This is a genomic window from Ferruginibacter paludis (assembly GCF_030409685.1).
GTDB lineage: Bacteria > Bacteroidota > Bacteroidia > Chitinophagales > Chitinophagaceae > Ferruginibacter > Ferruginibacter paludis.
The window spans coordinates 128,066-153,520 of record NZ_JAUFQJ010000014.1 but is presented as its reverse complement, the minus strand read 5'-3'; the positions used below and the strand labels follow the sequence as shown (position 1 = coordinate 153,520).

Here is a 25,455-nt window from a genome sequence, read left to right as displayed (position 1 = left end):
AGGTGCATCGGCTGCTTTTATAGGGTACAGCCACAGGATATCCGTTCGCTTTTCATCTTTAAATGGTCATGCCGATATCTATCCCCTTTATTTTCCGGTATAAATCTGTGGCATAATTATCTGTCATACCGGATACATAATCCAGCACACCCATTACCATCTCATACTTGCTTCCTTCTGCATATAAAAACTGGGATGGTATCAGTTTAATGGCTTTCGTTTCAGATTTCGACCGGCTGCTTTTATCTTTAATGATGGGTGGAACAAAATGCATCAACAACTCATACATCACATTATAACCTGCATTTTCGATCTCTAAAACCGAGCGGTGATTGTAGATGTTTTCAATAGAAAAATCTGTTATCAGTTGCAACGCCGGGCATTCTTTTTTTACCTGGTTAAACAAAGGTGTTATAAATGATCCGTCTAAAATGGCTTCAAAGTGATCTTCATAAATGGCTTTTGATTTCATGGTTAAAGAATAAATAGCCTTGGCCCTTAAATAAGATACCTGGTCGTTTTTATCTCTAAAATTGTCCAGTCGCTTTTTTACTTTGGCAATATTGTCTATGCCGATAGATCCAATTAACGCAACCAGTAGATCCCTGCATTCATCATGACCAATAATGCCCAGTCGATGCGCATCTTCCAGATCGATGATATTGTAGCAGATGTCGTCGGCTGCTTCTACCAGCCAAACAAAGGGATGCCTGAAATAGATTAGTGGATCTGTTTGATCCAGGATCATGGAGGTGGCCGTTGCTACATCGCTAAACGTTTTTAATTCTGACTGAAAGAAGCCGAATTTTTTTCTGTGTGTGAAGGCTTTGCAGGATCCTTCAGATTCACAGGGATATTTTGCAATGGCTGATAAGGTGGAATAGGTAAGCATCATACCCCCTTCTGTTTTTCCATTCTGCTGGTGCGTTAGCACCCGGATGGCATTCGCGTTGCCTTCAAAATTGATAAAGTCCAGCCATTCCTTTTTTGAAAAATGAGATTTTAAGCTGCTTTCATTTTTTATAAAAAAGTTGGAGATGGCATCTTCACCTGAATGACCAAAAGCCGGGTTACCGATGTCATGGCAAAGGCAGGCGGAAGAAATTACATTGGACAAACCATAATTAAAAAAGCCTTTGCTCTGATCTGACAATGAACTCGCATATTTTTTTATGATAAAGTCGCCGATCAGCGTACCCAGCGAACGGCCGACTGAAGCTACTTCCAGCGAATGCGTGAGCCTGTTGTGTACAAACACACTGCCGGGCAATGGAAATACCTGTGTTTTATTTTGCAGCCGCCTGAAGGAAGAGGAGAAAATAATCCTGTCAAAGTCTCTTTGAAAATCTGTACGTACATCAATATTGGCAGACTGCATCACAGCGCCGGTTCTTGTGTCGGAATAAAGTTTATTTAGATCCATGGTTAAAGCTGTAAATCCGGTCATTTAGTTTTATTTCCTGGTGCTTTAATAACCGGGTAAATGAAAAGGAAACTTTTTAACGGAGGCATAAAAAAACCTCACATTTCTGTGAGGTCTTTGTGGGAGCACACGGGTTCGAACCGCGGACCCTCTGCTTGTAAGGCAGATGCTCTAAACCAACTGAGCTATGCTCCCTTTACCGTTTTTTCGGATGGCAAAGATAAGGGTAAAATGTTTGTACCAAAATTTTTTTCGCTTCTTATTTTATTTTTTTTGCAAAATGGTTACTCCTGCCTTTTTAATGAAGCTATTTCTGTGCGGTAGGTGTCGCCTACCGGCAGTTCCAGGTTATTAGGTAACCCAATTTTACGGTATTGTAAAAAAGTAATTTTATCAATGGCAACAATATAACTGCGGTGAATCCGGATGAATTGTTTTTTAGGTAGCTTCTCGAGGATTTTTTTCATCGAAATCAATGTGAGGTATGACTGTGTGCCGGTCACTACTTTTACGTAATCATCCAGGGCTTCCATATAGATGATGTCAGCAAAAGGTATTTTAACCATCTTATAATCCGCATGAATGTATAAATATTGAGATGGTGCTTCTTCCTTGTCTTTACTGGTTTCCCTGGCGATGGCTTTTGCGACTGCTTTTTCAAAGCGGGCCAGGTTAAATGGTTTCAATAAATAATCAATGGCATCTACTTCAAAACCCTCTACAGCAAATTCTTTATAAGCCGTTGTAAAAATTACCATGGGTTTTTCTGTTAAATCTTTATAGAGCTGAAAGCCATTGATGTCGGGCATCTGGATATCCAGGAACAACAGATCAACCTGGTTTTTTTGCAGATAAGCCAATGCATCAATTGCATCAGAAAATGTCATCAGCAACTGCAGGTTGGGCAACTTCGAAATGTATTTTTTTAATACTTCCAGTGCCAGTGGTTCGTCGTCTATGGCTACACAGTTTATCATGCTAAGTCTAATTGTAAAAATACACCATACAAATTGTCGTTTTCATCTATGGTGAGGTTATGCTTTTTAGCATATTGCAAGTGCAGTCTTCTCAACGTGTTATTGGTGCCGGTAAATGTACTTTGCTCTGCTGTAACTACCATTACCTTATTCTTTACAGTTAGCGTAAGCTGGCGTTCGTTTATAAGAATATGAATGTTGATAAAACAAGGCTCGTGATTGCTTACGCCGTATTTAAATGCATTTTCAATAAAATTAATCAATAGCAGGGGAGCAATGCTATTGGTGCCTGCTTCGCCGGTTATAGTAAAGTCTACGGTTAGTTTATCATTGCTGCGCAGTTGCTGCAGGGTGATATAATTTTCCAGGTAATCGAGTTCCTTTTGCAATGGAACAGTGGCCGTGTTGGCATCTTCTGTTACATACCGCATGATGTCGGATAATTTTAATATCGCTTCCGGGGTTTGATCGTGTTGGGTAATGGCCAACGCATAAATATTATTCAACGTATTAAACAAAAAATGCGGGTTGATCTGTGCCTTTAAATAAGACAATTCAGCATCCAGTTTCTGCACCCTCATTTCCTTGTTCTTTTGCTCCATCTGCCGGTAGCGGCCGGCAAGGTGAATGATACTGCTTAAAAACCAGATGATTAAAAAATGAAGAAAGCCGAAGACACTTCCTATCGTGTCCGGACCTCTTCGGGGCACACCCAAGCCTGCATCCGGGAGTGGCATTTTGGGTGGCATAAATTCAGCTCTTACATACGATGGTAAATAAATAGCAATGAGCATAAAAATGAACACTATCAAAAAGTAAGGCATTTTCTTTTGCCGGTAATACAATTTCGGCAGCAGTAAAAACAGGTTTAAATAAAAGAAGACAATAAGAAGACTGTTGCGCAGAAAAAAGAACAAAAAGCTGGGCTCCGGTCTCGGATTGCCTGGATGGTGAAAGTTTTTTAGATGCTCCACATCATTTGAATGAGATACATTCAGTAAAAGAAACGGAAACAAAAAAAAAGCCATCCAGCCGGAAATATGAATTAATACAGTGAGCAGTTTTTTATTCATTCAATAATTTTAATAAATAAGTCTTTCATCCGATAACGTTACAATAACAATCAAATTGATTGTGTAAAAATAGGGAATGAAATGATTGAAGTAAATTTGAAAAAAGGTAAAACGTACTAAAGAACCGGCCAATATTTACGCCCGGCAATTTTCACATTTCCTTGCAGTTTTACTGATTTAGTTTTGGTTTTAACTGAATATACATTATGCTTCAACTAAAATGCCTGCTGATTGGTAACCAGCAATCTGGTAAAATACTTTTTGAACACGTTTCAAAAGTACCATGGTTATCCTTTATTTGTAAGCCTATCAATGCAAGAGAGGCACGGCATTACCTGCAGGAATTTACAACCGACATTATTTTTTGTGACATGGCCACCATTTCAGATGCTGAAATGGAAAACTTTTTAACTGACCATTCCAGTAATGCGCTCATCATTGTGGTTGATTCCAAAACTGCTTTGTCAGCTTCAGACATTGGCAGCAATATATTTAGTTTTCTGGAAAGACCTGTTTCATTCGACCAGTTTTATTATGCAGTCAGCAGGGCAAAAGAATTTTTGTATCCGCCAACGCAACAGGAATATACACCCGCCACCGATTTTGTTTTTGTAAAATCTGAATACAAGTTTTATAAAGTGAAATTTGATGATATTCTTTTTTGTGAGGGCATGAAAGACTATACGCAGGTATACCTGGTTGATAAACCCAAGCCCATTATCACGCTGCAAAATTTAAAAACATTTGTAAGTAAATTGCCTGCCCATGATTTTATAAGAGTGCACAGATCATACGTAATTTCCTTAAGCAGCATTGATGTAGTGAGTAAAAATGAAATTGTTATTGGTAACAAATTTATTCCCATCGGCGAAAGCTACCGTAACTCACTGTTCCAGATAATTCACCAGGCTTCTTAAAATAGCTAACGTAAAAAATAAAGAACGGAGTGAAACACTTTCACTCCGTTCCTTATCCTCTCACGGTAATCACTCTTCACTATTTATTCTGCTATTCCCAGTTTTTCCAACTCTGATTTAAAGATGGACGGCTTCTGGTGTGTTTTTATTTTAGTAAGCACCAGGTCGGCAACTTTTTCAGCGTCGGCCTGAGAGGCAAAACTTTTTTCGCCCGCTATGCATGGTATGATAGATTGTTTTATAAAAATTTTATTGTCAACAGTGATAGCATAGCCCCATCCATCGCCGGTCTTAAATGCATATGATCCAACAGGCATAAAATCTTTGCTGTTGGCAGGGAAAGCGGCCACAGCATTATCCTGACAACTGTAACATGCACTAAGAAGGCAAAACACTGCGATATAAAAAAAGGTAGATTTCATTTTACTGCTTGACAACTATGAATAATTTTTACGCTGAAATTTTTCTCTCCATTAATCATTGGCATTGTATGCGTCAGACGGAAAGAACTCACGAATATCATCAAACGGAGTGCTGCTGCTTCTTCCGGTTAAAACAAAACCACGGTCATTTACTGAAAATGCTGCAGCCCCGGTTCTTGCCACACCTTCGTAAGCAGTTTTCTTAGTCCATACATCGTTTGTAAAATCGTACTCCCAGGTGTCACCCAATACTGCACCATTTTCTCCTGTGGTGATATACCCCTTGCCATTCATTACAAAGGCAACTGCATTGGTTCTGATAATAGCATAAGCATCATCATAGGCATCGGTACTAACATTGCTGATCTTTCTTTTTTCTGTCCATACAGGTGTTGCGGTGGGATCAAAAACCCATAAATCATTTACGCCGGAGGTACTGCCGTTATTGCTTCCGGTGCATACATACGCTTTGTTATTGTATACAAAAGCAACCGCGCCTGACCGTTTGGATCCACCCATACTTAACTGTTGCGTCCAGGTGTCTGATGCAGGATCATACTGCCAAAAATCTTTCAGGTAATTGCCATCGTAGCCGGTAGAAATATAACCCTTATCCAATATACTGAAAGCTACTGCGTCATATCTTGCCCCGCCGGTAAAATCATTCTTTTGTATCCAGCTGTTGGTTGCGGGGTTGTACTGCCAAACGTCTTTCAATCTGTCTAAACCATTGTAACCTGTGCAGACATAACCTTTGCCACCTGCCGCAAACGCCACGGCTGAACTTCTTGCAGCACCCGGTAAATCAGCCCGCTGGTGCCAAAAATTTTGTGCAGGATCGTATGCCCAGAGATCGCCCAGGCGGTTGGTACCATCATAGCCCGTACCAATATATGCGGTGTCACCAATTACAAATGAAACAGCCTCACTACGTGTAACGCCCTCAAAATCTGATCTTTTAACCCAGTTACCACTGGTATCAGTGGTAGTGCTGGATGTTTTTGTGCAGGAACCAATCAACAAAGAAATACCTGAAATACTCAATAACGTAAGCCGCTTTAGTTTGTACATGCTGTATAATTTTTGCCGAAAGTATTGCGGAAGCAAACGTTAAAATCGTTAAAAAGTATTTACGGGTATTAATCATCTACAAAGCCATGTAAATGGTATATCAATCAATAAAAATCAACTATCAAACGGTTAACCGCACTGCTTGCCAAAATGCAGCCAGAAGCAGTGCCAATAAAGATGTTGGTAGATGATCTGCGGCTATTAATCCATATTAACAATACTACAGCGCCATCAGGGAATAATATTGCCAACAATTAAAAATGAACTGAGTATTATGAAGCAAAGACCCCGCTATTTTACCATTTTTTTGTTGCCGGCCTGCCTTTTATTTACAGGATTTATTATCAGTTCCTGCGAAAAACAGGATATTACTTTTGGAAGCGGTTTTATTGACAATACCATTACAAACCTTGTGCTGGTTGATACGGTTACGGTGAACGTGTCTACTGTATATGTAGATTCATTTGTAACCTCGGGTACAAAGGCTATTTTAGCGGGAAAGTATAAAGATGAAAAATTCGGAACCATTGCATCGCAGTCCTTTGTTCAACTGGGCTTACCATCCAATACCACTTACGATATTCCGAACGGTTCAGTCTTTGATTCATTGGAGGTGATCTTAAAATTAAACAAAAGTTTTTATGGTGACACACTGGTACCCTATCATCTCGATGTTCATCAGCTAACCCAGCAAATAAGCTTTTCAGCTGCACAGTACAGTTTCTATAACAACAATTCCTGGCCATATTCAAACAATGTACTTGGCAGCAGCGAAATAGTCATTGCTCCTTCAACAAGAGATACGTTGGCAATAAAATTATCTCCATCGCTAGGGCAGGATCTTTTTAACAAACTGCAAAACAAAACTACCGAAGTGCAGACGGTTGATCAGTTTGTAAATTATTTTAGAGGCCTGGCGTTTGTTGGGGGAAGCAACAACAACTGTATCGTTGGATTTAAAGACAGTCTTACCATGCGGTTACATTATAAAAAGCCAGGCGTATTTGCTGAAAATGCCACCATTGATTTTGGCGTCAATCAAACTAATTTTCAGTTTAATAATATTACCGCCGACAGGTCAGGTACAGCCATTTCGACTTTAGGACCATCCAATAAGCAACTGGTTTCATCAGCTACCGGTAATGCTGGGTATAGCCAATACATTTCAGGAGCTGTTGCAAGAATTAGTTTTCCGTATATCAAAGATTTATACCAATTACCGGATTTTTTAAAAATTGTAAAGGCGGAGCTGCAGGTTAAGCCGGTTCAAAATAGTTTTTTAGGCTATTACAGTTTACCACCCAGCCTGCGCTTATCTGCTACCGACCAGACAAACCAACTGGGTATTGATCTTACAACAGTTGTTGGATCATCGGCCGTTGTTCAATATGGCAGTCTTTACATAGATAATTTATATGGCACCAGCACGGCTTATACGTATGATGTAACCAGTTACCTGCAGGCGCAGTTGCCTAATACGGAAGGTAGTAAAAATGGCTTGCTGGTTTTACCGCCCAATGCCACCGTAATTTTTAACAGGCTGCTGATTGCCAATGCTGCAAACGGCGCCAATAAAACCCAGGTAAAAATTTATTATGCGGCTGTTAAATAAAAAAAGAATGTCAGAGAATAAAAGAGTTAGTCTTATTGCAATTTGTTTAATGATGTCCGCAATTGCGCAGGGGCAGAATAACAGTTCGCCCTATTCTGTGTTGGGTATCGGCGATATTGAAACCAGCTATTTTAACAAGTATACCGGCATGGCTAATGCAGGCGTTGCGTTGGGCGATGAGCGTTATATTAACAACAGCAATGCAGCTTCGCTTACGCAGTTGCGGGAACATTTTTTTGCCTTTGAGACCTCTATGCGTTTTAAGCAGGTAGTGTACACAGGAGCGGGCGTTGTTGCACCTGATAATAAAACAACGGATTTTGCGGTGCGCAGGGTAAACCTGGCGGCTAAGCTTACAAAAAACTGGGGCAGCAGCATGGGCCTGATGCCCTTTAGTACAGCAGCTTTTAACTTTTCAACCAGTAAAAATATACAGGGAACATTGTTGAATGTAGATGCCAGCTACCAGGGCCAGGGTGGTGTTAACCAATTTTATTGGTCCAATGGTTATAAGGTTACAAAAAATACTTCTATTGGTGTTACCTCGTCTTTATTGTTTGGTTCTATCAATCAAACAGAAGATATCCTGAGCAACGACTTAACATCTGATTTGGTTACCAAAAGCAATCTTTATTTACGTAATTATTATTTTAATTTTTCATTACAGACCAAATTAAAGCTGGGTAAAAAATGGCAATCAACCTATGGGATGACTTATACTCCCAAAACGTCTTTGTATGCAGAACATTCCCTGATTGTTACAGATGGCAATACACAGATTAAAAATGAGATACTTAAAAATGATTTTTTTACATTGCCCGAAACCATCAATGCCGGCTTTGCTCTAATCAATAAGGGCGTCTATACTTATACTGTCAATGCACAAACACAAAACTGGAGTTCACTCAAATATGCCGGCAGCGGCTACCAACTCGTAAACAGCAATAAGTTGTCACTTGGCTTTCAGCATTCACAAAGGGCCAGAAATCCTTATGGTGTGGAATATGAAAAAGGCTTTTTTCAAATGGGCTTATATGCCGGTAACTCCTACCTGAAAATGGATGGCCACCAGATAACTGATTTTGGTGGAAGTATAGGCTTTTCAAGAAACTCAAAAAGCAGTCCGCTGGGCTATGTTATATCGCTGGAAGCGGGCAGAAGAGGCACCACAGCTACCAGCCAGTTAAGTGAAAATTATTTCAATATCAATCTTACACTATCGTATTTGGAATATTTATTTGGAGGCAGGAAATATTACTGAGAACGAGCCCCGGCAAGCCTTTAATCAATACTGAAAAATAAAATCCGTAAACTCATTTATGAATTTACGGATGATGTAATAAAGCGTTTGAAGCCTAATTCAATTGCAGCGCCGGCAACCGGTAAGCCTGTGAATCGTACACAAACAACTCATCAATTTCTACCGTCCAGTAATTGTATAAAGAAGATTGCTCCAGGTAGTTTTGTACTTCTTTTTTATCAGCGGCATTAATGATCATCCAGGAACGTTGCGTTTCCATGCTGACAGCATAGTAATCGATGATATTTTTATCAATCAGTCCGTTGATGTAAATGCGGTGTGTTGGTACCAGTTTCATAAATTCTTCATCCATATAAAAACGGATGGTAACCTGGAATTTGCTGAGTTTTTCGTCGTTTATATTTTCCATTCCACAATACTGTTTGTCCACTCCTTTTTATGCGGAGCAGTTATTTTAATGTAGTTATCCGTATAGCCTTCTGCCATGCCATTTTTATCAGGGTTTTCAAACAGCACTTTTCTTGTTTCCCCAATGTGCTGATTGGTAAAATGCTGCAGCTTGCGGTAACTGAGGTTACGCAGCTGTTTGTTTCTTTCGTTACGAACGAAAACAGGTACTACTTGTTGCATATCCATTGCTAAAGTATTGGCCCTTTCCGAGTAAGTAAATACATGCAAATAGCTAATATCAAGATCTATCAAAAAGTCGACCGTTTCTTTAAAGTCTGCATTTGTTTCGCCGGGAAAGCCCACAATTACATCCACCCCAATGGCACAATGCGGCATCAGTGCCTTTATCAGGCCAACACGTTCCGCATATAATTCTTTTTTATAACGGCGGCGCATCAGCCCAAGTATTTTATTACTGCCACTTTGCAGGGGAATATGAAAATGCGGCATGAATCTTTTACTGTTGCTCACAAATTCAATAATCTCGTTGGTCAATAAATTGGGTTCGATAGAAGAGATTCGGTAACGTTCAATGCCTTCAATGGTATCCAGTTCCTGTATCAGCTCAAAAAAACTTTCTTCTTTCTTTTTTCCAACAAAACTACCCTTGCCAAAATCGCCCAGGTTAATACCAGTTAAAACAATTTCTTTGGCACCTTTTGCAGCAATGGCTTTAACTTCTGTTACCACGTTATTGATCGGGTTGCTCCTGCTTTTGCCCCTCGCCATCGGGATGGTACAAAAAGAACAATTGTAGTCGCAGCCATCCTGTACTTTTAAAAAAATACGGGTACGGTCATTAATGGAATGTGCCGCCGTAAACTCATTTACATCAGCAATATCGCAGCTGCATATTTTAGTACTGTCGCCTTTGGTAAAATCTTTTAAATGCTGCGAAATATTAAATTTTTCTGCAGCACCCAATACAAGGTCAACACCGGGTATGGCTGCTATTTCAACGGGCTTTAGCTGGGCATAGCAACCTGTAATCACTACGGTGGCTTCCGGTGCTTTTTTTTGTATACGGCGCACCAGTAACCGGCATTCCTTGTCTGCATTATCAGTAACTGAACAGGTATTGATTACGTACACATCAGCAATTTCCGTAAAGTCTTTTTTTACAAAACCATCGTTTTCCAGTAACCGCCCTATAGAAGATGTTTCTGAAAAATTTAGCTTGCAGCCAAGCGTATGTAGCGCCACTGTTTTATTCATACACTGCAAAGATACAACAGGATGTTTTATTGCATAAGTCAGGTCGTTTAAATTGGTTTGGGCGTTTCCGCTTCGGCGGGCCGGTCCGCCGCGGCGGGTCCGCCGCGGCGGATACAAGTCCGGCACAGGGCGGGCGTACCAGGCCTTCTCCGGGCTTTCCGCTGCAATCCCTAACGCGACCTCCTGCAAAGTTTACACAAGTTCAAAAAGGTGTAAACTTTGATGCAAGAGTAAACTATGTAACCGTTAGTGAGTAAATTGCGGCATGTTTAAAAAATACCTTCCTTATTTTGTTTTGCTGGCCGCTGGATTTTTACTTTGGTGGGTTAAAACGCACCAGGCCAGCAGTTACCCCAAACTAAAAAATAACAATACAGAAATAACTGTTCCGGCCATAAAACCCGTTGACGATTTTAACAGGAATGCACAACGGATCATCTATAGCAAACATGCCCATTGCCGCATGGATTGCAGGCATATTGATGAGAGTGAAGTAAAGGAAATATTAGCCACGGGCACAGTAAACGTTAACAAAATTGAAGAAGACCCAAGGGGAAAAACCTACCCGCTGGAGGGCATCACGCACGATAAACAACATGTTCGCATAGTTTTTGCTCCCAGGGAAAATAATACGGTAGAAGTAGTAACTTGCATAGACCTTGATACGGAATGGCCTTGTAATTGTAAATAGATTTTTTCACATTTAGCATGCATAAAACTGTGTAAGTTTGTGCTTTAACGATTGAGGATATCATGAAAATAAAATCTTTTCTTGCAAAGCCATTTGCTGGTTATATAAATAAGCAAATAAAAAAAAGTATGGAAACGGCTGTAGACGATCAGCAATCCATCTTTAACGACCTTGTCAAAACAGCCTCCAAAACCGTATTCGGAAAAGAACACGGCTTTGCCGACATAAAAACGCACGAAGATTTTGTCCGCCAGGTTCCCATCAGGGACTATGAAGAATTTAAGCCCTATATTGAAAAAATAAAAGAAGGCAAACACAACATTTTGTGGAAGGGGCAGCCCATCTATTTTGCCAAAACCAGTGGCACCACCAGCGGGATAAAATATATTCCCATAACAAAAGATTCTATTCCCAACCATATCAACACGGCCCGAAATGCACTGCTGATGTATATGTCAGAAACTGGCAATACAAAATTTGCCGATGGTAAAATGATTTTTTTAAGTGGTTCGCCTGAACTGGAACGCATTGGCGGCATCCCGACAGGCAGATTAAGTGGTATTGTAAATCATCATGTACCAAAATATTTACGTGCCAACCAGTTACCCAATTACGAAACCAACTGCATTGAAGAGTGGGAGGCGAAGCTGGATAAAATTGTGCAGGAAACCATTGAACAAAATATGACGCTCATTAGTGGCATACCACCTTGGATGCAAATGTATTTTGACAGGCTTGCGGAAAAAAGCGGTAAAAAAATAGGCGACCTGTTCCCCAATTTTAGCGTCATGGTACAGGGCGGTGTAAACTTTGAACCTTATAAAGCCAAGCTGAACGAAAGCATTGGCCGCAAAATAGATTGCATAGAGTTATACCCTGCGAGTGAAGGCTTTTTTGCTTTCCAGGATTCGCAGGAAGCAGAAGGATTGTTGCTGAACACTGACAGTGGAATATTTTTTGAATTTGTACCTGCAGGTGAAATCTTTAATGAAAACCCCACCAGGCTTACATTGAAAGATGTGAAAGTGGGCGAGAACTATGCACTTGTTATCAGTAACAATGCCGGTTTGTGGGCATACAATATTGGCGATACCATTAAGTTTGTCTCTACTAATCCTTACCGCATATTGGTGACCGGCAGAACCAAACATTTTATTTCTGCGTTTGGCGAACATGTAATTGGCGAAGAAGTAGAAGCAGCGTTAATGAAAGCCGCCAATGAAGAAAACATCCATATAACAGAATTTACTGTAGCTCCGATGATATCAGCCAATGGCGGTAAAAGTTATCATGAATGGTTTATAGAATTTGAAAATGCACCAACTGATTTAAATGCATTTGCCCGGAAAATAGATGACAACTTACGCACAAAAAATGTGTATTACGATGATTTAATTGCCGGTAATATTTTACAGCAATTAAAAATAGCACCTGTAAAAAAGAATGGTTTTATCGACTATATGAAAAGCGTTGGTAAGCTGGGTGGACAAAATAAAGTGCCAAGGCTAAGCAACGACCGTAAAATTGCGGAAGAGTTGCAACCGTTTATATTAAACAACAGGATTGCTTTTGCCTGATGACGCTCAATGCCAATGCGGAAACTAAAGCTTTGGTTAACAACAACGCCAATAAAAGTTTTGTAAATTTTAGCACATTTGATTTATAAAATGTTATACATTTGCATCTGCTGAATAACAAAATCAACAAGTGAAGCAAAACAGACCATATAATACTCACAACCAGGCGGCTGAAATTATTTTTTCAGCGATGAATGCATTGGTTACATGCCCCCGACGTAGTCCTGGATGCTGATAGGCCGAGCACTTGAAACCTGCCCCTGTCAGTGAAAAAATCTCCAAAAAACAGGTTCTTACAAATTCTTATTTACACAACAGTTCAATTTTATACAATTGGAAACGAATAACATCATAGTTAGGGTTGCCACTTCAAGCGACAGCCATTATGCTACCACTATTACCAGCGAAATGGAATCTTCTGCAAAGGCCCGTGGTACGGGCATAGCCAAACGTTCTCCTGAATACATCGAAAAAAAGATCAATGAAGGCAAGGCTGTAATAGCCGTAACCACCGACGGCGAATGGGTTGGCTTCTGTTACATCGAGGCGTGGGGTCACGATCAGTTTGTTGCCAACAGCGGTTTAATAGTTGCACCAGCGTTTAGAAAAAGCGGCGTTGCAAAACAAATCAAGCGCAGGATATTTGATTTGAGTAAAGAGAAATATCCCACTTCAAAAATATTTGGTTTAACCACCGGCCTTGCCGTGATGAAAATCAACAGCGACCTGGGATATGAACCGGTAACATATTCTGAACTGACAGATGACGAAGAGTTTTGGGCAGGCTGTAAAAGCTGTGTGAACTACGATATTTTGATGAGCAAGGAGCGCAAAAACTGTATGTGTACGGCGATGCTGTACGATCCTGCAGATCATTATGAACCTGAAGAAACAAAAGAAGATTTTAAACAGCACTCAAAATTATACGAGCGTTTTATGCATGTAAAGCAAAGCCGTTTGTTGAAGCTGTTAAAGAAAAAAGATGGCGGCGGCAGTTTGCCAAAATCTTTATTGAAGTATTTTAATTTGTTATAAATAAATTTTAAATAATGGATCAAGCAGCAACGGATTTAAAAAATGTGGCCACGGCCGGAACGGCACAAAAACGTAAAATTGTACTCGGCTTTAGTGGCGGATTAGATACTTCTTTTTGCGTAAAATATTTAACCATTGATAAAGGGTACGAGGTACATTCGGTAATTGTAAACACCGGTGGTTTTACACCGGAAGAATTAAAGACGATCGAACAGCATGCCTACACGTTGGGCGTTACAACGCATACTACAGTTGATGCAGTAAAAGATTATTACGATACCATTATTAAATTTTTAGTGTTTGGCAATTGCTTAAAAAATAACACCTATCCGTTGAGCGTAAGTGCTGAAAGATTAAGCCAGGCCTTGCATATAGCCGCCCACGCCAAAGCATTGGATGCAGATGGTGTCGCACACGGCAGCACGGGTGCAGGTAACGACCAGGTTCGTTTTGATATGATTTTTCATATCCTGATTCCCGGAGTTGAAATCATTACCCCGATAAGAGATTTAAAGTTAAGCCGCGAGCAGGAGATTACTTACCTGAAAGAAAAGGGCGTAGAAATGAATTTCGCCAAAGCGGTGTATTCCATCAATAAAGGTTTGTGGGGGACGAGTGTAGGGGGTGTGGAAACATTAAAAAGCAAAGGCGTTTTACCCGAAGAAGCCTGGCCAACACAGGTAACAAAAACAGGTACCGAAGAAGTGAAATTGGGTTTTGTAAAAGGAGAATTAAAAAGCGTTAACGATAAAAGCTTTGATCACCCGACAGAAGCCATTCAATACCTGCAAAGCATTGCGGGCGCTTATGGTATTGGCCGCGATATACATGTTGGTGATACCATCATCGGCATTAAAGGACGTGTTGGTTTTGAAGCAGCCGCTCCAATGATTATACTAAAGGCACACCATGCATTAGAAAAACATGTGCTTACCAAATGGCAGTTAAACTGGAAAGATCAGCTGGCATTATTTTATGGCAACTGGTTGCACGAGGGACAGATTATGGACCCGGTGATGAGAGATATTGAGGCCTTTTTTGAAAGCAGCCAGCAAACGGTTACAGGGGATGTTTTTGTACAATTAAATCCTTACCGTTTCCAGGTAATTGGGATTGAATCTGCCAATGATTTAATGAGCGATAAGTTTGGTAAGTATGGTGAAATGAATACCGGCTTTACAGGTGAAGATGTAAGAGGATTCAGCAAAATTTTCTGTAACCAGACTTCTATTTATCACAAAGTAAAAGAAGCCAACAATGGCCAGTAAAATAAAAGTTGGCATTGTTGGTGGTGCAGGTTACACAGGCGGCGAGCTGCTTCGTTTGCTGATCAATCATCCGCAGGTTGATATTGCTTTTATAAACAGCAGCAGCAATGCCGGCAACCCCGTCAGTAAAGTGCACGCAGACCTGATTGGCGAAACCGATTTAACCTTCAGCGCTGATTTGAGCGATAATATTGACGTGCTTTTTTTATGTGTTGGTCACGGTGACGCCAAAAAATTTTTATCAGAAAATACCATTGCAGATCACATCAAAATAATTGACCTCAGCCAGGATTTCAGGCTAAGTAATAAATCCATCATTGGTAACCGCAGCTTTGTTTACGGTCTGCCTGAATTAAACAGGGAAGCTATCCGCACGGCAAAAAACATTGCCAATCCCGGCTGTTTTGCAACAGCTATTCAGCTGGGTTTATTACCTCTCGCGAACGCTGGTTTATTAAATGAAGTTTATACGACCGGCATTACCGGATCAACAGGCGCGGGACAGGCATTAAGCGCTACATCGCATTTCAGCTGGCGGGCAAATAATATCCAGGCTTATAAAACGCTGGAGCATCAGCACCTTGGCGAGATTGGACAATCTTTGTTACAACTGCAGAAGAATGACGATATTGATATTAGTTTTGTTCCATGGCGGGGAGATTTTACGAGAGGTATTTTTATAAGCTCCACTTTAAAATGCGATTTGAGCATTGAAGAATTAAACATTTTGTTTGAAGGTTTTTATGCAACGCACCCCTTTGTTGCCATCAGCAAAGCTCCTGTATTTTTAAAACAGGTTGTCAATACCAATAAGTGTGTTATTCAGCTTGAAAAAGTGGGTACTAAACTAGTGGTTCATTCAGCCATTGATAATTTGCTAAAAGGCGCCAGTGGCCATGCTGTACAAAATATGAATTTGTTGTTTGGCCTGGAAGAAACCGCTGGCTTGAAATTGAAAGCCGCGTGGTTTTAGTGACGTTGCAGGTTATAGATTATAAATTAATTATGCATAGTTGTACAGAATTAAAGATTTCGGTAGCACTAATTCAATGTGCGGTTTATTTAGCTGCGGATACGCTTTGTGTCCGACGATAACACTGCCCGTAAATACTTTTAGGCAGAACGATGTGTTTTTAATTTTTAATTCTTAAACTTCAACAAAGACAATGAATCTATTCGACGTATATCCCCTCAACGACATCACCATTGTAAAAGCAGCAGGCTCTTATGTTTGGGACGATAAAGATCAAAAATATTTAGACCTTTATGGTGGCCATGCGGTTATCTCCATCGGTCATACACACCCGCATTATGTGCAGCGTTTAGAAGACCAGTTACATAAAGTTGGCTTCTATTCCAACTCCATAAAAATTCCTCTGCAGGTAGAACTGGCAAAGAAATTAGGCCAAGTTTCCGGCAAGGAAGACTACCAGTTATTTCTCTGTAATTCAGGTGCCGAAGCAAACGAAAACGCGTTAAAGCTGGCTTCGTTTTACAACGGTAGAAAAAAAATAATCGCTTTCAAAAAAGCATTTCATGGCAGAACATCTTTGGCTGTTGCGGTTACCGATAACCCATCCATCGTAGCGCCGGTAAACCAAACTGATAATGTTATCTTTCTTCCCTTTAATGATGAAGCCGCACTGGAAGAAGCTTTCAAGCAGGATGAAATTTGTGCTGTGATCATAGAAGGCATCCAGGGTGTGGGGGGAATCAACGTAGCGTCGGATAGTTTTCTTCAAAAAATAAGAAGTCTATGTGATAATTATAATGCAGTCTATATTGCCGACTCAGTGCAATGTGGTTATGGTAGAACAGGCAAGTTTTACAGTCACGACCACAGTGGCGTAAACGCCGATATATACACAATGGCAAAAGGCATGGGTAATGGTTTTCCGGTGGCTGGAATTTCTATAGCCCCAAAAATCCATGCAAAGTATTTTATGCTGGGTACTACTTTTGGCGGCAATCATTTAGCCTGCGCAGCAGCACTGGCCGTGCTGGAAGTAATGGAAAAAGATGCGTTAATGACAAATGCTGAAACAGTTGGAGATTACCTGATTACTGAATTAAAAAAACTACCGAAAATAAAAGAAGTAAGAGGCCGTGGGTTAATGATTGGGATAGAATTACCCGAAGAATTAAAAGACGTGAAAAAGAACCTGTTGTTCAAACACAAAATATTTACCGGTGAAGCGAAGCCTTATGTGATCAGGTTATTGCCTGCATTGAATATTAGGAAGGTGGAGGCTGATATTTTTTTAGAAGCGTTTAAGGATGAGCTTAAGGCCCAAGGCTGAAAGCTAAAAGCTAAATGCAGTGTTTAAAGAATGGTCAGTCGACAAATCGGCACAGGCTCTAAGCTATCTTTTTTAAATAAGATGAGAGATTATAAAAAATATGACGTTTGGGTTAAATCGCACGAGCTTGTTTTGTTTATTTACAAAGAAGTTTTGGCATCTTTTCCAATAAACGAGAAGTATGATCTTCTATCTCAATTAAAAAGGGCGACTTATTCAATTCCCTTAAATATTGTAGAAGGATGTGGCCGTAGTACTGACAAGGACTTTGTGCATTTCCTTGATATTTCTTTAGGTTCGGCTCAGGAAACCGAATATTGTTTACTGCTTGCTTTTGATTTGCAATATATTAATAACGAAATTTACCAATTGTCAAATAGCAAAGTAAATTCTGTTAAGGCAATGCTTATAAATTTAATAAAATCAATAAGGAAATAGCTATTAATTAACCATACTGTTTGCTATTAGCTTAAAGCTCTTTGCTTTCAGCTTTTCGCCTTCAGCTTTCAGCTTTAAGAATGAAAAATTTTATTTCTGTAAACGATGTACCGGATATCAATGCGCTTGTTGCAAAGGCATTGGCTTATAAACAAAATCCATTTGCAGACAGAACCTTGGGTGCAGACAAACGCATTGGCTTGTTGTTTTTAAACCCAAGTCTGCGTACCCGTTTAAGCACACAGGTAGCCGCTAAAAACCTGGGTATGGAAGCCATTGTTTTTAACGTAGATAAAGAAGGCTGGGCACTGGAATTTGAAGAAGGTGCTATCATGAGTGGTAACACAGTAGAGCATGTAAAAGATGCGGCACCAATCCTCGGCCAGTACTTTGATATTTTATGCATCCGCACATTTCCTTCTTTAAAAAACAGGGAAGATGATTACAGCGAACTGGTGATGAATTCATTTGTGCAGTATGCCGGCGTGCCCATTATTAGTTTGGAAAGTGCCACGCTACATCCATTGCAATCACTTACAGATATTCTTACCATAAAAGAAACATTTGCTGCATCACATAAACCCAAGATTGTATTAACCTGGGCGCCACATGTAAAGCCTTTGCCGCAATGTGTTGCCAATTCATTTGCCCAATGGGTAAATTCCTGGGGCGAAGCTGATTTTGTAATTACACATCCGGAACATTATGAATTAAGTGAGCAGTATACAAAAGGGGCAACTATTAATACCAACCAAAATGACGCATTGAAAGATGCGGACTTTGTGTATGTAAAAAATTGGAGTACTTACAATGACTATGGAAAAATTTACAGCAATGACCCAGCATGGATGCTGACAGAAGATAAAATAAAACTGACCAATAATGCAAAAGTGATGCATTGCTTACCAGTTCGCCGCAATGTAGAATTGAGCGATGAAATATTAGACAGCGCAAACAGCCTGGTTACAAAGCAAGCTGGTAACAGGGTTTGGGCAGCGCAGGCGGTAATTTCAGAAATATTAAGCGGACTTTAATGGAACAGCTTTTTGTTATAAAAATAGGAGGTAATGTAATCGATGACGAGAAAAATCTCGCTGCATTCCTGCAAAATTTTGCCTCCATCAAAGCAAAGAAAATATTGGTGCATGGCGGCGGAAAAATTGCTACAAAAATTGGAGAGCAGTTAGGCATTGCATCCAATTATGTAAATGGCAGAAGGATTACAGATGAAGCTACCATTGATGTTGTTACGATGGTGTATGGCGGCTTGGTGAATAAAAAAATAGTGGCTCAATTGCAATCAATGCAATGCGATGCGATTGGCTTAACAGGTGCTGATGCCAATATCATCCCCGCGGTAAAGCGGCCTGTAAAAGATATTGATTATGGATTTGTTGGGGATGTAGTTAAAGAAAAAATCGGTGTAAAAAATCTGAAAGTATTGCTTGGCAATAGTTTTACACTGGTTATTGCGCCATTAACACACGATGGAAAAGGGCAAATGTTGAATATCAATGCGGATACGGTTGCGTCATCACTTGCAGTTGCTTTATCAGCCAGTTATGATGTAAGGCTGATTTATTGTTTTGAAAAAAATGGGGTGCTGGAAAATGTAGCCGATGATCATTCAGTGATTACCTTAATCACCAAAGAAAAATACCAGCAACTGCTGGAAGACAAAAAATTATTCGACGGCATATTGCCAAAAATTGACAATGCATTTGCAGCCATCAACAGTGGCGTAAAGGAAGTATTGATTGGCCATGCAAATGATTTATTGCAAAATATTACACCCGATACAAAAGGAACTTTAATAAAATGATGACAACAACCGAACTATACAACGAAGCGGTGGGGTTGCTAAAGCAATTGATTGCGACTCCGTCTTTTTCAAAAGAAGAAAATGATACCGCAGAAATTATCTGTGCTTTTTTTAAAAAGCATGATGTTCCTTTCGCCAGGGTGGGTAATAATATCTATGCAAAAAACAGGCATTATGATGTTAACAAACCTTCCATCCTGTTAAATTCTCACCATGATACCGTATTGCCGAATAAAGGATACACAATGGACCCTTTTACTCCGGTTGAAAAAGACGGTAAATTATTTGGTTTGGGCAGTAACGATGCCGGCGGTTGCCTGGTGTCGCTAATGGCCACTTTTTTACATTTTCACAACCAGCCGGATACCACGCATAACGTGGTATTTGCGGCAAGTGCCGAAGAGGAAATCAGCGGGGTAAATGGTATAGAACTGGTATTGCCTTACCTGGGTAATATCAATTTTGGTATTGTGGGCGAACCTACAAAACTGGAAATGGCGGTTGCCGAAAGAGGCCTGATGGTAATTGATTGTCTTGCTATTGGCCGTGCAGGCCATGCGGCCCGTGCTGAAGGAGAGAATGCCTTGTATAAAGCAGTCGACGATATTAACTGGATAAGAAATTATAAGTTTGATAAAGTGAGCAGCCTGCTGGGCGAATCGCGGCTAACCGTGACCGTTATTGATACAGACAACAAACAACACAATGTTGTACCGGCCCAATGTAAATTTGTGATTGATGTACGGGTGAATGAATTGTACACTTTTGATGAAATACTGGATGCATTAAAGGCAAACTTAAAAAGCCAGTTTAAACCCCGTACAACGAGAATGAAATCAACTTCCATTCCATTGGATCATCCATTGGTATTGGCGGGTATTAAATTGGGGAAAGGATATTATGGTTCCCCAACTACATCTGATAAAGCGTTGATGCCATTCCCGACTTTAAAAATGGGGCCGGGTGACAGCGCCAGAAGTCACACTGCAGATGAATTTATTTACCTGGCAGAAATTCAGAATGGTATTGAAACGTACATACAATTGATTGAACAAATTTTATAAATTAATTTTAATTTCTTAATTTTAAATTATAAAACAAAAATTTTAATTTAAAATCTATTTATTATGTTGGAAAGAATTGTATTGAATTATCAGATGCTGGTAAGCAATATGGGGCAATTGATCGAAATAAGTGGATTCAGGAATGATTACTTATCACAAAAAATCGGATTAAAGCCAGCAAATTTTTCAGTTAAGAAGCAGAAAGGCAACTGGACGACAACAGAAGTATTAAAGCTATTATCCATTATCCAAAATAAGGAAGTAGAAGATTATATAGACGTTTTGAAAATGAAGGAAATTAAAAAGGGGAATTTTATTTCTTCTGATGAATTTGAAAAAAGAATGAAATGGTGATATACGTTGAAGAGTTTTTTATAGAACAACTTCAAAAATGCCCATCTTCCTTTCAACAAAAGTTCAGGGTTGCTTATCAGCAATTAAAGGTTGTTGATTCACCGACAGACGTAAAAAACATCCATAGCACATCTGCTAAAAATTATTACAAATTGTATATAGATGAAAGTAGAATTGGTATGAAGGTTAAAGATTCTACACTTCATATTCTTTGTTTTTTATACAATCAATATTTTGACTAATACAACAAAAACAAACTAATTGAAACTCTGGCAAAAAGATAAAGCATCCTTAAAGGAAGTGGAAAAATTTACGGTAGGCAATGACCGTGACCTTGATATTTACCTAGCACCTTTTGATGTGCTGGGTTCGCTGGCACATACAAAAATGCTGGAGTCGGTTGGTTTACTAACGAAAGATGAGTTGGTAGTGTTAGAAGTGGCGTTAAAAGAAATTTATGCCCAAATAACTAAAGGAGGTTTTAAATTAGACGATGGGGTAGAGGACATTCACAGCCAGGTGGAACTGATGCTCACCCAAAAACTGGGCGATATTGGTAAAAAAATCCATAGCGCCCGCAGCCGCAACGACCAGGTATTGGTGGACTTAAAATTATTTCTGCGCAGTGAAATTGAAAAGCTGGTGTACAGCACAAAAGAATTTTTTGATCTGCTGATTACGCAGAGCGAAAAATATAAAGACGATTTGCTACCCGGTTATACGCATTTGCAACTCGCTATGCCTTCCTCTTTCGGTTTATGGTTTGGTGCTTACGCAGAGAGTTTAACAGATGATTTGCTTACGCTGGAAGCAGCTTATAAAATCGTCAACAAAAATCCGCTAGGTTCAGCCGCAGGGTATGGTTCTTCTTTTCCCATCAACCGCACCATGACTACGCAGTTACTTGGATTTGAAAATTTAAATTACAATGTAGTATATGCTCAGATGGGTCGCGGTAAAACGGAACGCATTGTAGCATCTGCATTGGCCAATATTGCTGCAAGTCTTTCCAAACTCAGCATGGACGCCTGTTTATACCTCAATCAAAATTTTGCCTTCATCAGTTTCCCGGATGAATTAACTACCGGCAGCAGTATCATGCCGCATAAAAAAAATCCGGACGTGTTTGAATTGATTCGTTCGCATTGCAACCGCATACAGGCTTTGCCAAATGAGATTATGTTGATGACAACTAATCTACCTTCCGGTTATCAGCGTGATTTACAATTACTGAAAGAACACATCATTCCTGCGTTTGAAAATCTGCAAAACTGCCTGCGGATGGCCGGGCTGATGCTGAGCAATGTTGAAGTAAAGCGGAATCTTTTACAGGATGAAAAATACAAGTACCTCTTTAGTGTGGAAGAAGTAAATAAACTGGTGCTGCAGGGTACACCTTTCAGGGATGCCTATAAAAAAGTGGGGCTTGATATTGAGGCCGGCAATTTTAATTATACTCCCGTAACAGCTCATACACACGAAGGTTCGATCGGCAATTTATGCAACCAACAAATTCAGCAGATGATGGACCAGGTGATCACAAAATTCAATTTCAGCAAAGTGCATGAGGCTATTGACGAACTGCTTGCCTGATATACGCTTCCCATAAAATAAACAGCCTTCTTTTGTTCATACGGTAATCGGTATCGCAAGGAATAATATCTTTGCAAAAATTATCGCTTTGCCGGTGAAAGACTATCTTTTATTTATTGATACAGAAACTTCCGGCTTACCAAAAAAATGGACTCTTCCTTACAGTGTTCCCAATAACTGGCCGCATGCTGTACAAATCTCCTGGCTGATATTTACAAAGGCTGGCGAAAAGATTAAAGAAGAAAATCACTACATCAATAACAATGATTTTGACATCTCGCCCGGGGCATTAAATATTCACGGCCTCACCAAACAGTTTCTGCAACAATCGGGTATGCCCCGCAAAGATTTATTGCTACTACTTTCAAAAGATCTGCAACAATACGAACCTATGGTTGTTGGACACTTTACAGAGCTTGATTACCGGGTCATTGGCGCTGATTATTTCAGGGAAGCCTTGGAAAATCCTCTGGAGAAATTAAGCACTTTTTGCATCATGAAAGCTACCCAGCATTTGCAGCAAAACCCTGATAGCAAATTTTTACGCCTGGGCAATTTATACGAATTACTTTTTAAGCACCCATTGTTAAGTCAGCACAATGCAATGGTAGATGCTACTGCAACAGCAGAATGTTTTTTTGAACTGGTAAAAAGAAAAGAAATTTGCAGCTTTACACAACCACCTATTCAGTTTAAACAGGATGAAAAAAATCGGAAAAAATCGGTTTGGTTAATTGCTGTACTGTTTCTTTTAATAAGTGCCTTTTTAATAGCCAGTCATTATGGATAACCGGATTAGTTTTCTTAAAACAGTAGTGCCTTTTAATTTATTGCCGCAAGACGTACTTGAGCATACTGCGGGGTTATTGGGCGAAGTGCACTATCCTAAAGACGCCACCATCTATCACCAGGAAACTACACGATTAAAAGGGGTTGATATTATAGCAGCCGGCGAATATGAAACTTTTTTTTATGACAGCAGCCACAATAAAAGACTGGTAGAAATATTTAAACCGGGCGATTGCTTTGGTGGTATTTCAGAACTATTGAACGGACGAAAATCATTAACTACTGTTATTGTAAAGAAGGACACGGTGGTGTATACCTTGCCCAGGAAGGCTTTCAACGCGTTGTGCCGGGAGCATGAAGCTTTTTACCAGCATTTTACGGATTCATTCGGCAAAAGAATGCTCAACGAAGAGTTTGCGCATTTTTATAAAAACCCTACCAACTTCGAAAAGAGTTTTATCTCATCAGAACAATTGTATTCGCTTCGCATTGAGAGCATAGAGTACAGGGAAATTATATGGTGCCGGGCAGATACGCCGGTGTACCAGGCGGCCATTGTGATGGGCCAGCAAAAAATAAGTTGCCTGTTTGTAAAAGATGAACAAAGCAAAATAATTGGCTTTGTAACGGATATTACCATCAGGGATAATGTGGTTGCCAAACAAGCCAGTTTCGAAAGCCCCGTCAGCAGTATTATGGATAGTCCGGTGGCTTCCATTAATGTGCATGCTTTTGTTTATGAAGCCGTGCTGAATATGTTCCGCACAAAAAAGCGTTACCTGCTGGTTGAAAAAAATGGCGAATACATTGGGTTTATCAGTCGTAATAAATTGATGAGCGAACAAGGCCAGTCGCCACTCGTGTTCATTCAATCGGTAAAGCAGGCTTTATCAATAGATGAGCTGAAACGCAAGTGGGAAGCGGTTCCGCGGCTGGTGACCCAGTTGCTCGAACGCGGCGTGCATGCAGCGATTGTTAATCAGGTCATCACAACAGTATCGGATACAATTGCTATCAAAGTGATTGAAACGGTCACCAGACAAATGGGCCCCGCACCGGCAAAATTTGTTTTTATGGTGCTGGGCAGCGAAGGCCGTAAAGAACAAACGTTGAAAACAGACCAGGACAATGCCATTATTTATGAAGACAAAGCCAATGAACACAGGGAAGAGGTAAGGGAATATTTCCTGGAATTTGCAACGATGGTTTCCGGGCATTTAAATACGATTGGGTTTAGCTATTGTACCGGCGGTTATATGGCCCAGAACCCAAAATGGACGCACTCCTTATCGCACTGGAAAAATAATTACGTGGCCTGGATGAATGAAAGTTTACCCGAAACAGTAATGCAGATAGCAACTTTTTTTGATTGCCGTTACATTTACGGAGATGAACATATCATGAAAGAGCTGGAAGCTTTTCTGGATGAACAGTTGCAGAATCCTATGGACAGGCTGTTTCATTTTATGGCGAAGAATGCACTGCAGTACGAGCCGCCTCTTACGCCTTTCTTCAAAAGTATCCGAACATTTAAAGTAGATAAAAAAGAAGTATTTGATATTAAAAAAGCCATGACGCCCATCGTTGACCTGGTAAGGGTATACGCATTGAAAAACCGCATCTTTGAACCCAACACCGGTGAAAGATTAAAGGCATTAAAAGACAAACAGGTGTTCACTGAAAGTGAAGTAACAGAGCTGCTACAGTCATACTATTACTTAATGGGACTCCGGCTTAAAACACAGTCACAGCATATTATCCACGATCACCTGCCACCGGATAATTACATTATGCCTCAACAATTATCAAAAATAGACCAGCTTACTTTGAAGGAAATTTTCAAAACCATTGAAAATTTTCAGTTGCGTATCCGTATGCAGTTTACCGGTAATTTGTTAGGGTAGTACCGTACAAAAAAAATTGGCTCATTTTTAATTTATAGCATCATTCTTGCAAGTTGTCCGCCTTTGCAGATTAGAACTTTTTTCTGATCTGAAATGAAGGTGATTACGTTATAATTTGACTATTGTTACCTGAATTTATTTGCAAATAAATCCTGTAACACACTTAGATATATATAAAATACAACACTGATGCATTTAA

The 25,455-nt window shown here is 39.9% G+C and carries 25 protein-coding genes and 1 tRNA gene; 18 read left to right on the top strand and 8 right to left on the bottom strand.

All coding sequences use genetic code 11. The features are described from left to right. Positions 1-58: 58 nt before the first annotated feature. The 4 genes from dgt to QWZ08_RS20245 all read right to left on the bottom strand — a co-directional run bounded on the left by dgt (position 59) and on the right by QWZ08_RS20245 (position 3,473). Positions 59-1,447, bottom strand: a complete 1,389-nt coding sequence (gene dgt / locus QWZ08_RS20260) for a dGTP triphosphohydrolase (RefSeq protein ID WP_290339367.1) — start codon at positions 1,445-1,447, stop codon at positions 59-61. Between the two features lie 96 nt (positions 1,448-1,543). Further along, positions 1,544-1,618 (bottom strand) — tRNA-Val (locus QWZ08_RS20255). Positions 1,619-1,707: 89 nt separating this feature from the next. After that, positions 1,708-2,400, bottom strand: a complete 693-nt coding sequence (locus tag QWZ08_RS20250; protein ID WP_290339366.1) for a LytR/AlgR family response regulator transcription factor — start codon at positions 2,398-2,400, stop codon at positions 1,708-1,710. Beyond that, positions 2,397-3,473: a sensor histidine kinase gene (locus QWZ08_RS20245; RefSeq protein WP_290339365.1), complete on the bottom strand. Its 1,077-nt coding sequence runs from the start codon at positions 3,471-3,473 to the stop codon at positions 2,397-2,399. The genes QWZ08_RS20250 and QWZ08_RS20245 overlap by 4 nt, the downstream gene beginning before the upstream one ends. Positions 3,474-3,679: 206 nt before the next feature. Between QWZ08_RS20245 and QWZ08_RS20240 the strand changes: the two genes are divergently transcribed. Then, the gene (locus QWZ08_RS20240; protein ID WP_290339364.1) at positions 3,680-4,390 is read left to right on the top strand and encodes a LytR/AlgR family response regulator transcription factor; all 711 of its coding nucleotides are present in this window, start codon (positions 3,680-3,682) and stop codon (positions 4,388-4,390) included. Positions 4,391-4,473: 83 nt separating this feature from the next. On the opposite strand, the gene QWZ08_RS20235 is transcribed toward QWZ08_RS20240, so the two are convergent. Both QWZ08_RS20235 and QWZ08_RS20230 read right to left on the bottom strand, forming a co-directional pair. Next, positions 4,474-4,812 (bottom strand): DUF4907 domain-containing protein, encoded by a 339-nt coding sequence (locus QWZ08_RS20235; RefSeq protein WP_290339363.1) that lies wholly within the window; start codon positions 4,810-4,812, stop codon positions 4,474-4,476. Between the two features lie 51 nt (positions 4,813-4,863). Further along, positions 4,864-5,883, bottom strand: a complete 1,020-nt coding sequence (locus tag QWZ08_RS20230) for a Kelch repeat-containing protein (RefSeq protein WP_290339362.1) — start codon at positions 5,881-5,883, stop codon at positions 4,864-4,866. A gap of 274 nt (positions 5,884-6,157) precedes the next feature. Here QWZ08_RS20230 and QWZ08_RS20225 point away from each other — a divergent pair, with 274 nt between their 5' ends. Next, positions 6,158-7,495, top strand: a complete 1,338-nt coding sequence (locus QWZ08_RS20225; protein WP_290339361.1) for a DUF4270 family protein — start codon at positions 6,158-6,160, stop codon at positions 7,493-7,495. Positions 7,496-7,502: 7 nt separating this feature from the next. Then, entirely contained in the window at positions 7,503-8,756 is a 1,254-nt protein-coding gene (gene bamG, locus QWZ08_RS20220) for a BamG family beta-barrel-assembly machinery protein (RefSeq protein ID WP_290339360.1), read from the top strand. A gap of 94 nt (positions 8,757-8,850) precedes the next feature. Here the strand turns inward: bamG and QWZ08_RS20215 are convergent, their stop codons facing one another. Both QWZ08_RS20215 and mtaB read right to left on the bottom strand, forming a co-directional pair. Beyond that, positions 8,851-9,165: a hypothetical protein gene (locus QWZ08_RS20215; RefSeq protein WP_290339359.1), complete on the bottom strand. Its 315-nt coding sequence runs from the start codon at positions 9,163-9,165 to the stop codon at positions 8,851-8,853. Continuing rightward, positions 9,153-10,610 carry a tRNA (N(6)-L-threonylcarbamoyladenosine(37)-C(2))-methylthiotransferase MtaB gene (mtaB, locus tag QWZ08_RS20210; RefSeq protein ID WP_290339358.1) on the bottom strand — a complete coding sequence of 486 codons (1,458 nt, stop codon included), beginning with the start codon at positions 10,608-10,610 and terminating at the stop codon, positions 9,153-9,155. The genes QWZ08_RS20215 and mtaB overlap by 13 nt, the downstream gene beginning before the upstream one ends. A gap of 76 nt (positions 10,611-10,686) precedes the next feature. Between mtaB and QWZ08_RS20205 the strand changes: the two genes are divergently transcribed. From QWZ08_RS20205 to QWZ08_RS20135, 15 genes are all read left to right on the top strand, one after another. Further along, a complete protein-coding gene (locus QWZ08_RS20205; protein WP_290339356.1) occupies positions 10,687-11,112 on the top strand; it encodes a DUF4258 domain-containing protein in 426 nt (141 codons plus the stop codon). 62 nt (positions 11,113-11,174) lie between these two features. Continuing rightward, positions 11,175-12,689, top strand: coding sequence for a GH3 auxin-responsive promoter family protein (locus QWZ08_RS20200; protein WP_290339355.1), 1,515 nt, complete (start codon positions 11,175-11,177; stop codon positions 12,687-12,689). Between the two features lie 333 nt (positions 12,690-13,022). Further along, positions 13,023-13,724 (top strand): GNAT family N-acetyltransferase, encoded by a 702-nt coding sequence (locus QWZ08_RS20195; RefSeq protein WP_290339354.1) that lies wholly within the window; start codon positions 13,023-13,025, stop codon positions 13,722-13,724. A 14-nt stretch (positions 13,725-13,738) separates the two neighbouring features. Continuing rightward, the gene (locus QWZ08_RS20190) at positions 13,739-14,992 is read left to right on the top strand and encodes an argininosuccinate synthase (protein WP_290339353.1); all 1,254 of its coding nucleotides are present in this window, start codon (positions 13,739-13,741) and stop codon (positions 14,990-14,992) included. Then, the gene (gene argC / locus QWZ08_RS20185; protein ID WP_290339352.1) at positions 14,982-15,965 is read left to right on the top strand and encodes an N-acetyl-gamma-glutamyl-phosphate reductase; all 984 of its coding nucleotides are present in this window, start codon (positions 14,982-14,984) and stop codon (positions 15,963-15,965) included. The genes QWZ08_RS20190 and argC overlap by 11 nt, the downstream gene beginning before the upstream one ends. Positions 15,966-16,158: 193 nt before the next feature. After that, positions 16,159-17,292 (top strand): aspartate aminotransferase family protein, encoded by a 1,134-nt coding sequence (locus QWZ08_RS20180; protein WP_290339351.1) that lies wholly within the window; start codon positions 16,159-16,161, stop codon positions 17,290-17,292. 30 nt (positions 17,293-17,322) lie between these two features. After that, on the top strand, positions 17,323-17,730 hold the full coding sequence (locus QWZ08_RS20175) for a four helix bundle protein (protein ID WP_290339349.1): 408 nt from the start codon (positions 17,323-17,325) through the stop codon (positions 17,728-17,730). Between the two features lie 80 nt (positions 17,731-17,810). Next, positions 17,811-18,764, top strand: coding sequence for an N-acetylornithine carbamoyltransferase (locus QWZ08_RS20170; protein ID WP_290339348.1), 954 nt, complete (start codon positions 17,811-17,813; stop codon positions 18,762-18,764). Then, positions 18,764-19,552 (top strand): acetylglutamate kinase, encoded by a 789-nt coding sequence (gene argB / locus QWZ08_RS20165; RefSeq protein WP_290339347.1) that lies wholly within the window; start codon positions 18,764-18,766, stop codon positions 19,550-19,552. Before QWZ08_RS20170 ends, argB begins: the two co-directional genes overlap by 1 nt. After that, on the top strand, positions 19,549-20,616 hold the full coding sequence (locus tag QWZ08_RS20160; protein WP_290339346.1) for a M20 family metallo-hydrolase: 1,068 nt from the start codon (positions 19,549-19,551) through the stop codon (positions 20,614-20,616). The genes argB and QWZ08_RS20160 overlap by 4 nt, the downstream gene beginning before the upstream one ends. 63 nt (positions 20,617-20,679) lie before the next feature. Next, on the top strand, positions 20,680-20,970 hold the full coding sequence (locus tag QWZ08_RS20155) for a hypothetical protein (protein WP_290339345.1): 291 nt from the start codon (positions 20,680-20,682) through the stop codon (positions 20,968-20,970). Beyond that, positions 20,964-21,212, top strand: a complete 249-nt coding sequence (locus QWZ08_RS20150; protein WP_290339344.1) for a hypothetical protein — start codon at positions 20,964-20,966, stop codon at positions 21,210-21,212. The genes QWZ08_RS20155 and QWZ08_RS20150 overlap by 7 nt, the downstream gene beginning before the upstream one ends. A gap of 19 nt (positions 21,213-21,231) precedes the next feature. Then, positions 21,232-22,563 (top strand): argininosuccinate lyase, encoded by a 1,332-nt coding sequence (gene argH / locus QWZ08_RS20145; protein ID WP_290339343.1) that lies wholly within the window; start codon positions 21,232-21,234, stop codon positions 22,561-22,563. Between the two features lie 94 nt (positions 22,564-22,657). Further along, positions 22,658-23,353: a 3'-5' exonuclease gene (locus QWZ08_RS20140; protein ID WP_290339342.1), complete on the top strand. Its 696-nt coding sequence runs from the start codon at positions 22,658-22,660 to the stop codon at positions 23,351-23,353. Beyond that, on the top strand, positions 23,346-25,256 hold the full coding sequence (locus QWZ08_RS20135; RefSeq protein WP_290339341.1) for a DUF294 nucleotidyltransferase-like domain-containing protein: 1,911 nt from the start codon (positions 23,346-23,348) through the stop codon (positions 25,254-25,256). Before QWZ08_RS20140 ends, QWZ08_RS20135 begins: the two co-directional genes overlap by 8 nt. Positions 25,257-25,455: the final 199 nt, after the last annotated feature.

Coding starts and splice junctions, on each gene's coding strand:
- dgt (WP_290339367.1), bottom strand. CDS start 1,447: ATGACCGGATTTACAGCTTTAACCATGGATCTAAATAAACTTTATTCC.
- QWZ08_RS20250 (WP_290339366.1), bottom strand. CDS start 2,400: ATGATAAACTGTGTAGCCATAGACGACGAACCACTGGCACTGGAAGTA.
- QWZ08_RS20245 (WP_290339365.1), bottom strand. CDS start 3,473: ATGAATAAAAAACTGCTCACTGTATTAATTCATATTTCCGGCTGGATG.
- QWZ08_RS20240 (WP_290339364.1), top strand. CDS start 3,680: ATGCTTCAACTAAAATGCCTGCTGATTGGTAACCAGCAATCTGGTAAA.
- QWZ08_RS20235 (WP_290339363.1), bottom strand. CDS start 4,812: ATGAAATCTACCTTTTTTTATATCGCAGTGTTTTGCCTTCTTAGTGCA.
- QWZ08_RS20230 (WP_290339362.1), bottom strand. CDS start 5,883: ATGTACAAACTAAAGCGGCTTACGTTATTGAGTATTTCAGGTATTTCT.
- QWZ08_RS20225 (WP_290339361.1), top strand. CDS start 6,158: ATGAAGCAAAGACCCCGCTATTTTACCATTTTTTTGTTGCCGGCCTGC.
- bamG (WP_290339360.1), top strand. CDS start 7,503: ATGTCAGAGAATAAAAGAGTTAGTCTTATTGCAATTTGTTTAATGATG.
- QWZ08_RS20215 (WP_290339359.1), bottom strand. CDS start 9,165: ATGGAAAATATAAACGACGAAAAACTCAGCAAATTCCAGGTTACCATC.
- QWZ08_RS20205 (WP_290339356.1), top strand. CDS start 10,687: ATGTTTAAAAAATACCTTCCTTATTTTGTTTTGCTGGCCGCTGGATTT.
- QWZ08_RS20200 (WP_290339355.1), top strand. CDS start 11,175: ATGAAAATAAAATCTTTTCTTGCAAAGCCATTTGCTGGTTATATAAAT.
- QWZ08_RS20190 (WP_290339353.1), top strand. CDS start 13,739: ATGGATCAAGCAGCAACGGATTTAAAAAATGTGGCCACGGCCGGAACG.
- argC (WP_290339352.1), top strand. CDS start 14,982: ATGGCCAGTAAAATAAAAGTTGGCATTGTTGGTGGTGCAGGTTACACA.
- QWZ08_RS20180 (WP_290339351.1), top strand. CDS start 16,159: ATGAATCTATTCGACGTATATCCCCTCAACGACATCACCATTGTAAAA.
- QWZ08_RS20175 (WP_290339349.1), top strand. CDS start 17,323: ATGGTCAGTCGACAAATCGGCACAGGCTCTAAGCTATCTTTTTTAAAT.
- QWZ08_RS20170 (WP_290339348.1), top strand. CDS start 17,811: ATGAAAAATTTTATTTCTGTAAACGATGTACCGGATATCAATGCGCTT.
- argB (WP_290339347.1), top strand. CDS start 18,764: ATGGAACAGCTTTTTGTTATAAAAATAGGAGGTAATGTAATCGATGAC.
- QWZ08_RS20160 (WP_290339346.1), top strand. CDS start 19,549: ATGATGACAACAACCGAACTATACAACGAAGCGGTGGGGTTGCTAAAG.
- QWZ08_RS20155 (WP_290339345.1), top strand. CDS start 20,680: ATGTTGGAAAGAATTGTATTGAATTATCAGATGCTGGTAAGCAATATG.
- QWZ08_RS20150 (WP_290339344.1), top strand. CDS start 20,964: ATGGTGATATACGTTGAAGAGTTTTTTATAGAACAACTTCAAAAATGC.
- QWZ08_RS20135 (WP_290339341.1), top strand. CDS start 23,346: ATGGATAACCGGATTAGTTTTCTTAAAACAGTAGTGCCTTTTAATTTA.